The sequence below is a fragment of the Streptomyces sp. NPDC046915 genome (genome assembly GCF_040644935.1).
In the GTDB taxonomy this organism is placed as follows: domain Bacteria; phylum Actinomycetota; class Actinomycetes; order Streptomycetales; family Streptomycetaceae; genus Streptomyces.
Map to the genome: position 1 here is coordinate 33,098 of NZ_JBEYXB010000010.1, position 13,140 is coordinate 46,237.

At 70.4% G+C, this 13,140-nt stretch carries 8 protein-coding genes and 2 pseudogenes; 7 read left to right on the forward strand and 3 right to left on the reverse strand.

Translation table 11 applies throughout. The annotated features are described in order from the left end of the window. Positions 1-196 precede the first annotated feature (196 nt). Both uvrA and ABZ915_RS25545 read left to right on the forward strand, forming a co-directional pair. Positions 197-2,665: an excinuclease ABC subunit UvrA gene (gene uvrA, locus ABZ915_RS25540; RefSeq protein ID WP_361807520.1), complete on the forward strand. Its 2,469-nt coding sequence runs from the start codon at positions 197-199 to the stop codon at positions 2,663-2,665. Positions 2,666-2,841: 176 nt separating this feature from the next. Beyond that, positions 2,842-3,504 carry an SDR family oxidoreductase gene (locus ABZ915_RS25545; protein ID WP_361807523.1) on the forward strand — a complete coding sequence of 221 codons (663 nt, stop codon included), beginning with the start codon at positions 2,842-2,844 and terminating at the stop codon, positions 3,502-3,504. Positions 3,505-3,784: 280 nt separating this feature from the next. On the opposite strand, the gene ABZ915_RS25550 is transcribed toward ABZ915_RS25545, so the two are convergent. After that, a complete protein-coding gene (locus tag ABZ915_RS25550; protein WP_361807526.1) occupies positions 3,785-4,147 on the reverse strand; it encodes a hypothetical protein in 363 nt (120 codons plus the stop codon). Positions 4,148-5,016: 869 nt separating this feature from the next. On the opposite strand from ABZ915_RS25550, the gene ABZ915_RS25555 reads away from it, so the two are divergent. After that, a complete protein-coding gene (locus ABZ915_RS25555) occupies positions 5,017-6,798 on the forward strand; it encodes a helix-turn-helix domain-containing protein (RefSeq protein WP_361807529.1) in 1,782 nt (593 codons plus the stop codon). Between the two features lie 81 nt (positions 6,799-6,879). Here the strand turns inward: ABZ915_RS25555 and ABZ915_RS25560 are convergent. Then, positions 6,880-7,076 (reverse strand): annotated as a pseudogene (locus ABZ915_RS25560) (IS5/IS1182 family transposase); the annotation flags it as partial. Positions 7,077-7,523: 447 nt separating this feature from the next. Here ABZ915_RS25560 and ABZ915_RS25565 point away from each other — a divergent pair. From ABZ915_RS25565 to ABZ915_RS25580, 4 genes and pseudogenes are all read left to right on the forward strand, one after another. After that, positions 7,524-7,844, forward strand: a complete 321-nt coding sequence (locus ABZ915_RS25565) for a DUF2795 domain-containing protein (RefSeq protein WP_361807531.1) — start codon at positions 7,524-7,526, stop codon at positions 7,842-7,844. A gap of 865 nt (positions 7,845-8,709) precedes the next feature. Continuing rightward, positions 8,710-10,125 carry a cytochrome ubiquinol oxidase subunit I gene (locus ABZ915_RS25570; protein WP_361807534.1) on the forward strand — a complete coding sequence of 472 codons (1,416 nt, stop codon included), beginning with the start codon at positions 8,710-8,712 and terminating at the stop codon, positions 10,123-10,125. After that, positions 10,122-11,111: a cytochrome d ubiquinol oxidase subunit II gene (locus ABZ915_RS25575; RefSeq protein ID WP_361807537.1), complete on the forward strand. Its 990-nt coding sequence runs from the start codon at positions 10,122-10,124 to the stop codon at positions 11,109-11,111. Before ABZ915_RS25570 ends, ABZ915_RS25575 begins: the two co-directional genes overlap by 4 nt. Positions 11,112-11,554: 443 nt before the next feature. Beyond that, a pseudogene (locus ABZ915_RS25580) lies at positions 11,555-11,656 on the forward strand (IS5/IS1182 family transposase); the annotation flags it as partial. On the opposite strand, the gene ABZ915_RS25585 reads toward ABZ915_RS25580, so the two are convergent. Beyond that, the gene (locus ABZ915_RS25585; protein WP_361807540.1) at positions 11,656-13,080 is read right to left on the reverse strand and encodes an NAD-dependent succinate-semialdehyde dehydrogenase; all 1,425 of its coding nucleotides are present in this window, start codon (positions 13,078-13,080) and stop codon (positions 11,656-11,658) included. The pseudogene ABZ915_RS25580 and the gene ABZ915_RS25585 overlap by 1 nt on opposite strands. Between the last annotated feature and the right edge of the window lie 60 nt (positions 13,081-13,140).

Sequence of the window (13,140 nt, forward strand, 5' to 3'; positions counted from 1 at the left end):
TCGCCTCGCGGCGGGGGCCCCATAAGGCTTCAGCCGAACGCTCGTCCTCATGGGCAAGGCGTGAGGCCCGGGGACACAGTTCCCTTCACGCCCACATACGGACCAACGGCGAAGCACTCTCGGATGTTCCCCGGGAGCGGGGCCCGGTGACGGCGCCTGTCGCGCGGTTCGCGGCGCGATCAGGTAGTCAGGAACGGTGAACAAGGACGCGACCGACCCCTTCGTACATGTCCGGGGCGCCAGTGAGAACAACCTGCGGAACATCGATGTCGACGTTCCGCGGGACGCGATGGTCGCCTTCACCGGCGTCTCCGGTTCGGGCAAGTCCTCGCTCGCGTTCGGCACGCTCTACGCGGAGGCCCAGCGCCGCTACTTCGAGTCCGTGGCACCGTACGCCCGAAGGCTGTTGCAACAGGTCGGCGCACCGCACGTGCAGGAAATCACCGGACTGCCACCGGCCGTGGCCCTGCAGCAGCGACGCGGGTCGCCCAGCTCGCGCTCGACGGTCGGCACCCTCACCACGCTGTCCAATCTGCTGCGCATCCTGTACTCCCGCGCCGGCACCTATCCGCCCCGGGCCACACGGCTGGAAGCCGAGTCGTTCTCACCCAACACCGCGGCCGGCGCCTGCCCGGAGTGCCACGGACTGGGCGTCGTGCACGACGTCGCCGAGGACCTGTTCGTCCCGGATCCCTCGCTGAGCATCCGCGAGGGGGCGATCGCCGCCTGGCCGGGCGCCTGGCAGGGCGCCAACCTGCGCAGTGTCGTGAACGGCCTGGGGATCGACATCGACCGGCCGTGGCGCAGGCTCAGGAAGAAGGACCGGGACTGGCTGCTGTACACGGACGAACAGCCCTCCGTGTACATCGAGCCGGAGGAGGACCGCGTCGACTACGGCTACCAGGGCAGGTTCTGGAGCGCCCGCAAGCACGTCATGCACGTCCTCGCCGACTCCAAGAGCGAGAAGATGCGCGAACGGGCGCTCCGGTTCGTCAGGAGTGTGCCCTGCCCCGCCTGTCACGGCAGCGGACTGCGGCCCGAGGCGCTCGCCGTGACCTTCGCCGGACGTTCCATCGCCGAGATCAACGCGATGCCGCTCACCGAGGTCGTGGCGCTGCTGCGGCCCGTCGCGGGGCGGTCCGAGGCCGACGCCACCACGTCGACCGCCCGCTCCGGGGAGACGACCGAGGTCGCGGTCCGGATCTGCGGCGATCTGGTCGCGCGGATCGACGTACTGCTCGACCTGGGCCTCGGATATCTCAGCCTCGGGCGCCGCTCGACGACCCTGTCGCCCGGCGAGGCGCAGCGCCTGCGGATCGCCACCCAACTGCGCTCGGGGCTGTTCGGCGTCGTCTACGTCCTCGACGAACCCTCCGCGGGCCTGCACCCGGCTGACGCGGAACCGCTGCTGGACGTGCTGGACCGCCTCAAGGCGGCGGGCAACTCGCTGTTCGTCGTGGAGCACGACATGGACGTCGTACGGCGGGCGGACTGGGTGGTCGACATCGGCCCCGGTGCGGGCGAGGGCGGCGGACGCGTGCTGTACAGCGGCCCGGCCGCCGGTCTTGAGCGGGTGGGTGAGTCGGCCACGAGCCAGTACCTGTTCGGGCGCGCCCAGCCGCTCGATCACCGCCCGCGCACACCGCACGGCTGGCTGCACCTGCGCGGAGTCTCCCGCCACAACCTGCACGACGTGTCCGTCGACGTACCGCTCTGCGTACTGACGGCGGTGACGGGCGTGTCCGGTTCCGGAAAGTCGACGCTGGTGACGCAGGTGCTCGCCGAGGTCGTCCGCGGTCACCTCGGTCTCGTACCCGAGGAGCCCGACGAGGCGCAGCTGGAGGTCGATGTCCAGGACGCGTCGGGGGTCGAGTCGTTCGACCGGCTGGTGCTCGTCGACCAACGGCCCATCGGCCGAACTCCCCGGTCCAACCTGGCCACGTACACCGGGATGTTCGACGCGGTGCGCAAGCTGTACGCGGTGACGGACGAAGCCAGGGCGCGCGGCTACTCGGCCGGGCGGTTCTCCTTCAACGTGCCCGAAGGACGGTGCGAGACCTGCCAGGGCGAAGGATTCGTCGCGGTGGAACTGCTGTTCCTGCCCGGCACCTACGCGCCGTGCCCGACCTGTGAAGGCGCCCGGTACAACGCCGAAACGCTGGAAGTCACCTACCGCGGCAAGAACATCGCGGAAGTACTGGCGCTGTCCGTCGACGCCGCCGCCGAGTTCCTGTCCGCCGTCCCGGCCGCCTCCCGCAGTCTGGAGACGTTGCGCGAGGTGGGACTGGGGTACCTGCGGCTGGGCCAGCCCGCGACGGAACTCAGCGGTGGTGAGGCGCAACGCATCAAACTGGCCACCGAACTGCAGCGAGCCCGCCGCGGGCACGCGCTCTACCTGCTCGACGAGCCGACGGCGGGGCTGCACCCCTCGGACATCGCGCTGCTGCTGCGCCAGCTGCACCGGCTCGTCGACGCCGGCAACACGGTCGTCCTCGTCGAGCACGACCTGGCCACGGTCGCCACTGCCGACTGGGTCATCGACCTCGGTCCGGGCGGCGGCGACGCGGGCGGGCGGGTGGTCGCGGCGGGCCCGCCGGCCAAGGTGGCGAGGGCCCGCCGCAGCGCCACCGCGCCCTATCTCGCGGCCCGGCTCGCGCGCCCCTGACGACGGAATCGCGATCGCGAATCCCCGGGCACCTGCGGCGACACCCGGTGGCCGGATGGTCTCGCGCATCAGCCCGGTGCGCGAGTACGCCGACTTTGCGGCAACCGGGGGACCCGACCTGCCGCGGCAGTCCAGCAGCCCGGCTGTGAGCGGTTGCCTGTGGCAAGAATGACCCTATGCACTTGGTGATCGCGGGTGGACACGGAAAGATCGCGCGCCGGCTGACCCGGCTGCTCTCGGCGCGCGGCGACAACGTCACAGGGCTGATCCGCAACCCGGACCACGCCGACGACCTGCGCGCGGACGGTGCGGAGCCAGTGGTGTGCGATCTGGAGCACGCCTCGGCAGACGAGGTGGCCGGCCACCTTGGCGGCGCCGACGCGGCACTGTTCGCCGCGGGCGCCGGACCGGGCAGCGGCGCGGCCCGCAAGCAGACGGTGGACCGGAACGCGGCCATCCTCCTCGCCGACGCGGCCGAGCGCGCCGGGATGCGCCGATTCCTGGTGATCTCCGCGATGGGCGTGGACAGCCCGCCGCCGCCCGGCACCGACCCGGTGTTCGCCGCCTACCTGAAGGCCAAGGGCGAGGCGGACGCCGACATCGCCTCCCGTCCGGGACTGGACTGGACGATTCTGCGCCCGGGGATGCTGACCGACGACCCCGGTAGGGGCCGCGTCACGCTCGCCGAGCACACCGACCGCGGCCAAGTGCCGCGCGATGACGTGGCTGCGGTGCTCGCCGCCCTGCTCCACGAGCCCAGGACCGCCGGGCGCATCTTCGAGCTGATCAGCGGGTCCACTCCGGTCGAGGAGGCGGTGCGCGCCGTCGCCGGCGGCTGACGCAGCACTCCGCCCTCGCCCGGGTGCGGGGTAATGACTGACTCCCGGGCGCTTTCAGAGGCGCTGCGCAGCGAGGCCGACACGGTGTTCCGCAAGCCGAGGGACGCCTTCGGTTACGTCATGAAATCCGGAGCCCCTGATCACGACGCCCGACGAGCCGGGCGAGCGTACCGCAACGGAACAGCACCCGGACGTCCCCCGGAGCGAGCCATCCCAGGCGGAGGGCGAGCGGGGCGACGACGCCTGGCGCCACTGGACGTCCCGTCTTTTTCCGGCCCTGTCACCGGTTCCCGGCCCGCCTGCCGTCCAGCAGTCCGTGCAGGTGCGCGGCGGCGTTCTCGATGTCCGCGTATTTCTGCTGCGCGGCGCGTACCCCGGCAGAGAGCACACCGCAGCGGTGGACGCGCTCGAAATCGCCGTAGGGAAACTTGTACCGGCCCTTGGTCTCCTCTCCCATCTCGTCATCGATGCCCAGGTACCACCTGGCGTACTCGCCGAATCCGTGCTCCTCGAGGTAGGCATTCTCGTCCGCTGCCGAAGGCCGGTGCTCGCTCCACTCGTCCCGGTCGTCCAGGACGATCCGGCCCTCTTCGGTCAGTTTCTTTGCGTGGCCGAACGCCATCGCGTTCAGTTTCACCGTCATGCCGTTCACCGCCGTATCGACTGTCGTGTTCAGATGTCGGCTGCTGCCGCCCGGATATCCTGTCGAGCCTGCTCCATCAGCTCGTTCAAGTCGCCGACCTCAGGAGTGAGTTCCCGCGCGCGGCGCGTACCGTCCGGGCGTCGGCGCGGGCAGTGCCTTCTCCTCGCCGGGGATGGCCGGAACGACAGGCGCCGCGAGCCGCACCTCCGCCATGGCCGAGCAGCGCCTCGACGCCGTCCATGGCCGGTCGTGGGGACCCGGGCGCTTCGCAGGAGCCTTGCGGGAGGCCGTCGGGGAGTCCCGCGCCCGCCACCTGCCGGACGACCGTTACGCGCCGCCGGACCGGCCCGGCAAGCCGGGCGGAGCATCCGGCACCCACCGGAACCGCGGCGTCTACTACGACGGATGGAAGCCGTCCGAGACACCAGTGAGGCTGAGCGGCGAGGAACTCCTCCAGCGCGTCCGGGACCACTTTCCCCACGCGGTCGACGGCGGCATCGAACGAGTCGTGCGGTGGCTCCGCAGGGGCATGATCATCGTTCTTCGTCTCCGTCTTCTCGCTTCTCGTGGGTCAGCCGCAGGCCGCCTTCTTCTGCGGTGTCCGAGGGCGCGGGGCCAACCATGCGGCAGGGGCCGCACCAGGTGGACCACGCCGGATTCCTACCGGTGCACACGGAGAGTCTCGAGCACTCCCCAGGGTGACGAACCGGGTGGCTCCACGCCTGCGTCTGGCAAGTCAGGAATGCACAGGTCCGGTCGCCCCACGAGTACGAGAGAAGGGATCCACACAACTCGGGTAAGTCGGCCCGTGAGCGGGTACGCGACATGCCGCTCGCTTCTCTGAAGGCTTCGAGGGACGGAGTGGTCCCATGGCCGGCAGTCGGTCGCACAGCCTGTACCACCGCTACTCCCACCGGAAGGGCAGCCTTCCGAGGGGCAGCGCCGGGCGGCACCCCACGGCCGCGCGGGGAGGGCCCCGCCCGCCCGCTCGCACCCCGGCCGACCATGCCCTCCACGAACTGGTCGGGCTCTCCCACGCCCTGTTCGGCACTCCGGACGAAGGCGAGATCCTGCGCCTGGCCATGGACCACGTAGCCGCCGCGGGGCCATACAGCGCCGAGGCCGGATACCTCAAGGTGGGCGGCGACCTGGTCCCCAGTCCGAGGGACGGGCAGATGCCTGCCTTGGCCGTGAGCCGGAGGGTGCGGGAGCTGGCCGGGCAGGACGGCAACGTGACCGTACCCGGCAGGCCCTGGGGCCGGGCCCTGGGGCTACGCGGACTTGAGGGACTCCACGGCTACCTCGTGGTCACGTCCCGCTCCCGGCCCACCGAGGCCGAGCGATCCCTGCTCGCCACGCTCGTCCGGCACACCGCTGCCGCACTGTCAGTCGCCTTCGCACACCGCCGCCGACGCGAGGACGCGCTGGAGCTGCACCGACTGAGGGACGAGCGCACAGCCCTCCAGCGGCAGCTGATCTCTGTGGTGGCTGAGCTGGGCTACGAGCGAGCCGTTCACGCGCTCATGGCCGGCGTCGCTGCCTCGGATGGCGGCGAGGAGGCTGTCACCCGCGCACTGCACGGGCTCACTGGACTTCCTGCGCTGGTCGAGGACCGCTTCGGTCGGCTGAGGTCCTGGACCGGCCCCAGCCGCCCCGTCCCCTATCCCGAGCCGGACCCAGTGCGTCAGGACGAAATGCTGCACGCCGTCGCCCGTCAGGCCGGGCCGGTGCGGATAAGGGACCGGCTGATCACCCTGATCCGCCCGCACGGCGAGATCCTGGGCGTGCTGGCCCTGGTCGATGCCCGGGACGAGGCCGACGAGCACACCGTGCTCGCGCTGGAACACGCTGCCGCGTCACTCGCGCCGGAGCTGACGCATCTGCGTAATCTGGCCGAAGTGGAGCTGAGGCTGAACCGCGAGCTGGTGGACGACCTCCTGGCAGGGACGGACGAGGCGAGCGCCTACGCCCGGTCCGAGGCAGCCGGACACGACCTGCGCCGCAGCCACTACGTCGTCGTGGTGCAGTGGTCGAACCGGACCGCCGACGATTCCTTCGCACAGACCGTGAGGCGGGCGGCCTCTGCCGTGGGCATGCGCTCGCTGCTGACCCGACGCTCCGACCACGTCGTCCTGGTCGCCGACGACAGGCCGCACCCCCGCGCGCTGTACGAGGCGCTCGCCCGGGAGACCGGAACACGGTCCGGGACGATCGGGGTGAGCGCCCCTTCCGACTCCCTGAACGACATCCCCCACCACTACCAGGAGGCGCAGCGCGCCCTGGACGTGCGCCGCCACTCCCGCGAGCGCTACGGCACGACGTTCTTCGACGAGCTCGGCCTCTACCGCATCCTGGGACCCGGCAACGATTACCACGAACTGGAGACGTTCGTACAGGAGTGGCTCGGGCAGCTCATCGACTACGACTCCCGGCACCACGCGACCTTGGTGGAGACCCTGTCCCGGTACTTCGACTGCGGCGGCAACTACGACGAGACCGCCGAATCCCTCGCGATCCACCGCAGCACGCTGCGCTACCGGCTCCAGCGCATCCGCGACATCAGCGGCAACGACCTCGCGAACGTCGAGGACCGGCTGAACCTCCAGGTGGCGACCCGAGTGTGGAAGATCGTGCTGGGCGGCCTCGGCTGACGCCTCGCTGGAACTCCGGTGGGAGTGGTGTCAGCAGCGCTGCGGTGGGTGGGCCGGGCGGCGGAGGAACATCTGGGCCGCCCTGCGGATGCCGGGACGGCCGGCGACCTGGTCGAGCAGCCGGGTGCCGGCTGCGGAGTCCTGGATACCGGCCGGGGTGACCAGCACCGCCGGGAGGAGACCGACAGGTCGGTCACGACGCGTCGCTTGCGGCCCACGATCTTCTTACCCGCTTCCGTGCTCTGGCTGGCGGAGGGAGCGCCGGTGGAGGTCTTCAAGTCCGTGCTCGGGCGGCAGGCGGAGGCCCAGGCGCGACCGCGGCGCTCGAAGCCTCAGACCGCAAGAACCGGGCTCACGTGTTGGCCTGCTTGATGCGTCTCCAGCAGACAAGCTGCAGGCGACGGTGATGAAGGCGTCGTGGCCTTCGGTGCGCCGCTCCCAGCGGACAGCGGGACGACCAGGGCGCGAGCTCTCGTTGGCGGCCCCCGGTGGGCGTCCTGGCCGGAGAGCCCCGACCGCTCCGCCTCCTGGCGGGCCCTCGCGCGCTCGGTGTCGTACTTGTTGCTCCCGGGTTCGGGCACGGCGATCACCTCCTGCCGGGCAGGGTCCTCCCGGCCCAGACCGGCAAACCGGGGGAAATCCGGCGGGTGAAGGAGGTGAGTGAGCCGCCCCTGCCGGTTACCGGGGGGCCCAGGATTCCGGATTCAGATGAGGGAGAAGGGGCCATGACTCACAGTACGAGTGCCCGGGACGTGGTGGAGGCCATCAAGGATGTCGACTTCCCCGCCGGCAAGGACAGGCTGATCGAAGCGGCGAGCCGGTCGGGCGCCGCGCCGGATGTCGTCAAGGCGCTGCGCGGCATCCCGGCCGAGCAGTACGCCAACCGCGAGGAGGTGGCCCGGTCGGTCCGCGTGGACCCCGCCTCCGACCTCGGGCTGAGCCCGGCACAGCGAGCCGAGCAGGCCCGGGAGGGCGGCAGGCCGGGACAGTCCCAGCATCTGCGCGAGGTGCCGAAACCGCCAGTCGAGGAGGAGCTGGACAGCTGACGGCCGGGCCGCTCGGTGCCGGTCGCGCCCCTCAGCGGCCCGGCCGGAGCGAGCTCCTCCTCGACCTCCAGGCGGGGCAGCCTGCCGGCGAGCCACGCCGCGGCACCAGTGGTGGCAGCACGGCCCGCACGGACTGGACCAGCCGCAGCCAGGCGGGCGCGCACACGGCATGCCGGGAAGTGCTCGCCCTGTCCGCTGACTGGCGCCGACGAGATGGCCCTGGAGAAGGAACCGGCGAAACCGCCGCCCGCTGGGGCGGGCGTGCCGCGGAATGGCCGTTTACCATCGAGCGCGGAAGGCAAGGCATCCCCGGAATTCCCCCGTCATCATTCCCCTGTCGTCGATCGACCTGGCCGCTCACGAGGATCTTTCTTCAGGCCGGTTAGAACTGCCGAAAGATAGAGGCCGTGAACGATTCGAATGACACGGACAGGACCCTTGAAAAGGTGGCGGAGAACGCGGACAAACGCGGCCCGCAGCCGACTCGAAGCGCCTCGCGGCATGCCGCGGCCGGGTGGGAGGCCGCCCGCGGCACCTCTTCGCCGCCCTCGGCACCGTGTGCACCTTCCAGGCGCACCGCAACAACCACGATCCGGCAGCGCCGCGTCCCGCCGGGCTTCCGCGTCCCGGGGGCCCGTCCGCGCGCTCGCCTGCGCACTCCCGCCCGCCGCGCCGGGTCCACCTCCGTGCTCCGCACCCGGCGGATACACCGTACCGGCCGTCTCTGACCTCGTCGGCGGCCGCGCCCTCGGACATGCGCCGCCCGGCGTGAGTCTCCGGCACGCGCGGGTACCGGCACCAGCCGCCTGTCCCCACCCCACGGCATGAGTATCGTCCGCCGCCGTCGGAGCCAGAAAGAGAATTCATGGTGCTGTCTGCACTGCTAACAGCCGCCGACCCGCCACAACTCCTCCCCGCGCGTGAGCAGATGGCGTTCACACTGGGCTTCCACATCATCCTGGTGCCTTTCGGCCTCGCCTTCACCTTCATGATGTTGGTCTGCCACTACCGGGCGCTGCGCCGCGGCGATCAGCAGGCGCTGGTCCTGGCGCAGCGGTGGTCCAAGGTGGCCGCCGTGCTGTTCGCGGTGGGGGCCGTGTCCGGCACCGTGCTGACGTTCGAGCTGGGGCTGCTCTGGCCCGGGCTCATGGGCGAGTACGGGCCGGCCTTCGGGTTTCCCTTCGCCGTCGAGGGTCTCTTCTTCTTCCTCGAAGCGATCTTCGTGGCCATCTACATCTACGGCTGGAAGAGGCTGCCCCCGTGGCCGCACTTCTTCACCGGCGTCGTGGTCACCCTGGCGGGCGTCGGCGGAACGGCCTCCGTCATTGCGGCCAACAGCTGGATGAACCAGCCCGCCGGAATCGCGGTGCGGAACGGGCGTGTGGTGGGCGTGATCCCGGCCCAGGTCTTCTTCAACGGCGCGTTCTGGTGGGAGATGGTGCACATGCTCCTCGCGGCGTACATTGTCGCGGGGTTCATGGTCGCGGGCGTGTACGCGTGGGGCCTGCTCAAGGGGCGCCGGGACCACTACCACCGGCTGGGGTTCGCCGTGCCGTTCACGGTCGCCGCGATCGCCATGCCGGTGCAGTTCCTCGTCGGGGACACGATCGCCCGCCAGGTGTACGACAGGGAGCCGGCGAAGTTCTCCGCCATCGAACTCCTACCGACCACCGGTGATCACGTCCCGGAGACCCTCGGCGGCATCTTCGCCGACGGCAAGGTGCGCTACGGCATCCAGCTTCCCGACGTGGCCTCGATCCTCGCCGGTTTCACCCCGTCCACCATGATCAAGGGCTTCGACGCGATCCCCGCAGCGGTACGCCCCACGGACTCGGTCGTCAGCATCGTGCATCTCGCCTTCGACGTCATGGTCGCAACCGCATCGCTCCTGCTCCTGCTGGCGTTCTGGTTCGCCTGGCTGTGGTGGCGGCGGCGCGAGGTGCCGACCAACCGCTGGTTCCTGCGAAGCTCCGCGGTCTCCGGGCTGGTCGCGCTCGTCTCGCTGGAGAGCGGCTGGGTGGTGACCGAGGTCGGCCGCCAGCCCTGGACGGTTGTGGGACTCCTGCTGACGGAGAACGCTGTCGCCACGCAGGGGAACCTGTGGCCCCTGTTCGCCACGGTCCTCGTGATCTACGCGTGCGTCGCCGTCGGCGCGTTGTACGTCCTGCGAACCTTGCGCCGCCGCTGGTCGGAGCAGGGCACGGAGGCCGTCGTGGTCCCGTACGGCCCCCGGGCGGCGCCGGCGACGAACGGGCACCCCCTCGGAGGAGATGAGGCATGAGCGATTTCATCGCCGTGGTCCTGTTCACCGGGGTCATCGCCTACGCCCTCTTCGGTGGCGCCGACTACGGGGCCGGCTTCTGGGATCTGACAGCCGGCGGCGGCGCGCGGGGACGTCCCGCACGGGAGCTGATCAACGTCTCCATCAGCCCGGTGTGGGAGGCCAACCACACATGGCTGATCTTCTGCTTCGTCACGATCTGGACGGCCTTCCCCCAAGCATTCACCGCCATGACCACCACTCTGTACATCCCCCTGGGCCTGGCGGCGCTGGGGATCGTGGCCAGGGGCTCGGGCTTCGCCTTCCGGCATGCGCTGCCCCAAGGGCGGGGAGAGCTGATCAGCGGTGTCGCCTTCGCCTGTTCGTCGGTGCTGACCCCGTTCTTCTTCGGCACCGTCGCGGGCGGGATCGCCTCCGGCCGCGTCCCTTCGGCCGGGCACGGCGACGCGCTGTCCAGCTGGCTCAATCCGACCTCCGTTCTCGGCGGCGTCCTCGCGGTCACCGTCTGCGCCTACCTCGCCGCCGTGTTCCTCACCGGACAGGCCCAGCACCGAGCGGACACCTCCCTGGAAAAGGCGTTCAGCCACCGGGCCTTCGGGGCGGGCATCGTTGCGGGACTGGTGGCGCTCGTGGGCGTGTTCGTACTGCGTGCGGACTCCCCGCGCCTGTTCCACCAGCTCAGCATGGTGGGTGCACCGCTCCTGGTCGTCTCGGGCCTGTGCGGCCTGGCCGCGCTGCTCCTGTTGCGCAGGGGCAGCCCTCCTGTCGTACGCACCCTGGCGGCCATCGCCATCACCACCGTCGTCGGGGGATGGGGAGTGGCTCAGTACCCGTACCTCCTGGGCACCCACCTGACGATCCAGCAGGCGGCGGCTCCGACGGCCACCTTGTGGGTGCTGATCTTGGTGTCCTGCGTCGCGGTTGTCCTGATCGCACCCTCGCTCCTTCTGCTGTACAGCCTGCAACTGCGACGCAAGCTCGGCTGACGAGGAACTGCCGCCACCGGAACGCCGCGCGCGGCGTCGTCCCGGAGTCACGGTCCGTCGGAGGCGCGGTGAGGCGGTGCGACGGGATCCGTCTCCACCTGCGCGGTCACCGCCACCCCTCGAGACGGCGCACACCGTCACCGCTGATGCCTACCCGGCGCACCGCGGGTCCCGGCCGTGGGAGCGGGATACACGGAGTTGGATTGTGCCGGACGGGTTGTGGGAGATGGCGAAGCCGCTGATCCCGCCGTCGAAAGTGCGGCCTCAGGGCGGCGGGACACAGGACACCGTCCTTCACCGGCTCGACGACGCCGGTCTCGTCGACGTCACCCGCGTCGTCCTGGAAACCGCCCATGTTCAGGGCGATAAAGGGGGGGCGACCACACAGGTCCGAGCCCCCGTGGACCGCGGCAAGCCGCAGGACTTACGACCGCGCCGACCTACGGAAATGGTTACGTGGCAAGCGCATCGGGGTGCAGATCGCACGCAAAGGCATCGAGTCCAGCGAGCGATTGGGCCGCCGCCGCTGGGTGATCGAACGCAGTCAGCCCAGCACTTCTTCGATCGGGGCGTCGGCGTCCACGTAGCGCACGAGCTTGCGGTTCGCGAATTCAACGATGCCCACGTCGCCGAGTTCGCGCCCGTAGCCGGAGCGCTTGATGCCGCCGAAGGGCAGCTCCGGTCGGGACGCGGTCGGGTGGTTGATCCATACCATGCCCGTCTCCAGCCGGTCCGCGACTCTGCGAGCACGTTCCGGGTCGGCGGCGAAGACCGCGCCTCCCAGGCCGTAGGGGGAGGTGTTGGCCAGTGCCACGGCCTCGTCCTCGTCGGCGACCCGGTAGACCGTGGCGACGGGGCCGAAGAGCTCTTCCCGGTAGGCCCGCATGTCCGGTGTGACGTCGGTGAGAAGGGTCGGCTCGACGAAGGCGCCCGGCAGGTCGGGCCGCCCGCCGCCCAGCACCACCGTGGCTCCCTTGTCCACCGCGTCACGAACCTGCTCCATCAGGAGTTCGGCCGCGGCCTCGGAGGACAGCGGGCCGAGCGTGGTGGCGGGGTCGACCGGATCTCCCGGTTGCACCTCGCTCATCCGGTCACGCAGCCCGGTGACGAAGGCGTCGTAGACGTCGGCAAGGGCGATGAAGCGCTTGGCCGCCACGCAGCACTGCCCGGTGTTGCCCATCCGGCCGAGGAACGCGGCGTACACGGTGCGCTCGAGGTTGTGACCGTCCAGCACGACGAAGGGATCACTGCCACCCAGCTCGAGGACGGACTTCTTGACATTGCGGCCGGCGATCTCGCCCAAGCTCACGCCCGCCCGCTCGCTTCCGGTCAGTGACGCTCCCTGCACTCGGGAGTCATCGATGATCTTCCCGACGTCTCTGCCCCGCACGAAAAGATTGGCGTAGACCCCGGTCGGCACACCCGCATCCGTGAACAGCTGCTCGAGTGCCAGTGCGGACTGGGGGCAGCTACTCGCGTGCTTGAGCAGGATCGTGTTGCCGAGGACGAGGTTCGGACCCGCGAATCGGACGACCTGGTACAACGGGAAGTTCCACGGCATCACACCGAGAAGGACGCCGAGCGGCTCGTTCACCAGCACGGCCGTGCCCTCGGGCACCGGCAGGGGTCGTTCTTCCAGCAGTTCGGGGCCGTGCCCGCCGTAGTAGGTGAGGATGTCGGACGCGAGGTCGACCTCTGCACGGCTCGAGTTGATCAGCTTGCCGACCTCAAGGGTCAGGAGGTGCGCCAGTTCCTCCTTGCGCTCCCTCATGAGCCAGCCGGCGCGTTGCACGAGGGCCCCCCGGTCGGCCGTCGAACGGGCACGCCAGTTTGGAAAGCTACAGTGCGCCGCGTCGATCGCGCGCCCTACGTCCTCCGCGCTCAGCGGCGGGAACTCACGAACCCTTTCACCGGTGTACGGGTTGACCGTGGCGATGGAGCTTCCCTGGGCAGTGACATGGGCGTCCATGACGCCTCCCTGGAGTCGGGGCACCTCGGGTTTCCACGCCCGGACCCGCTCACACGTGCT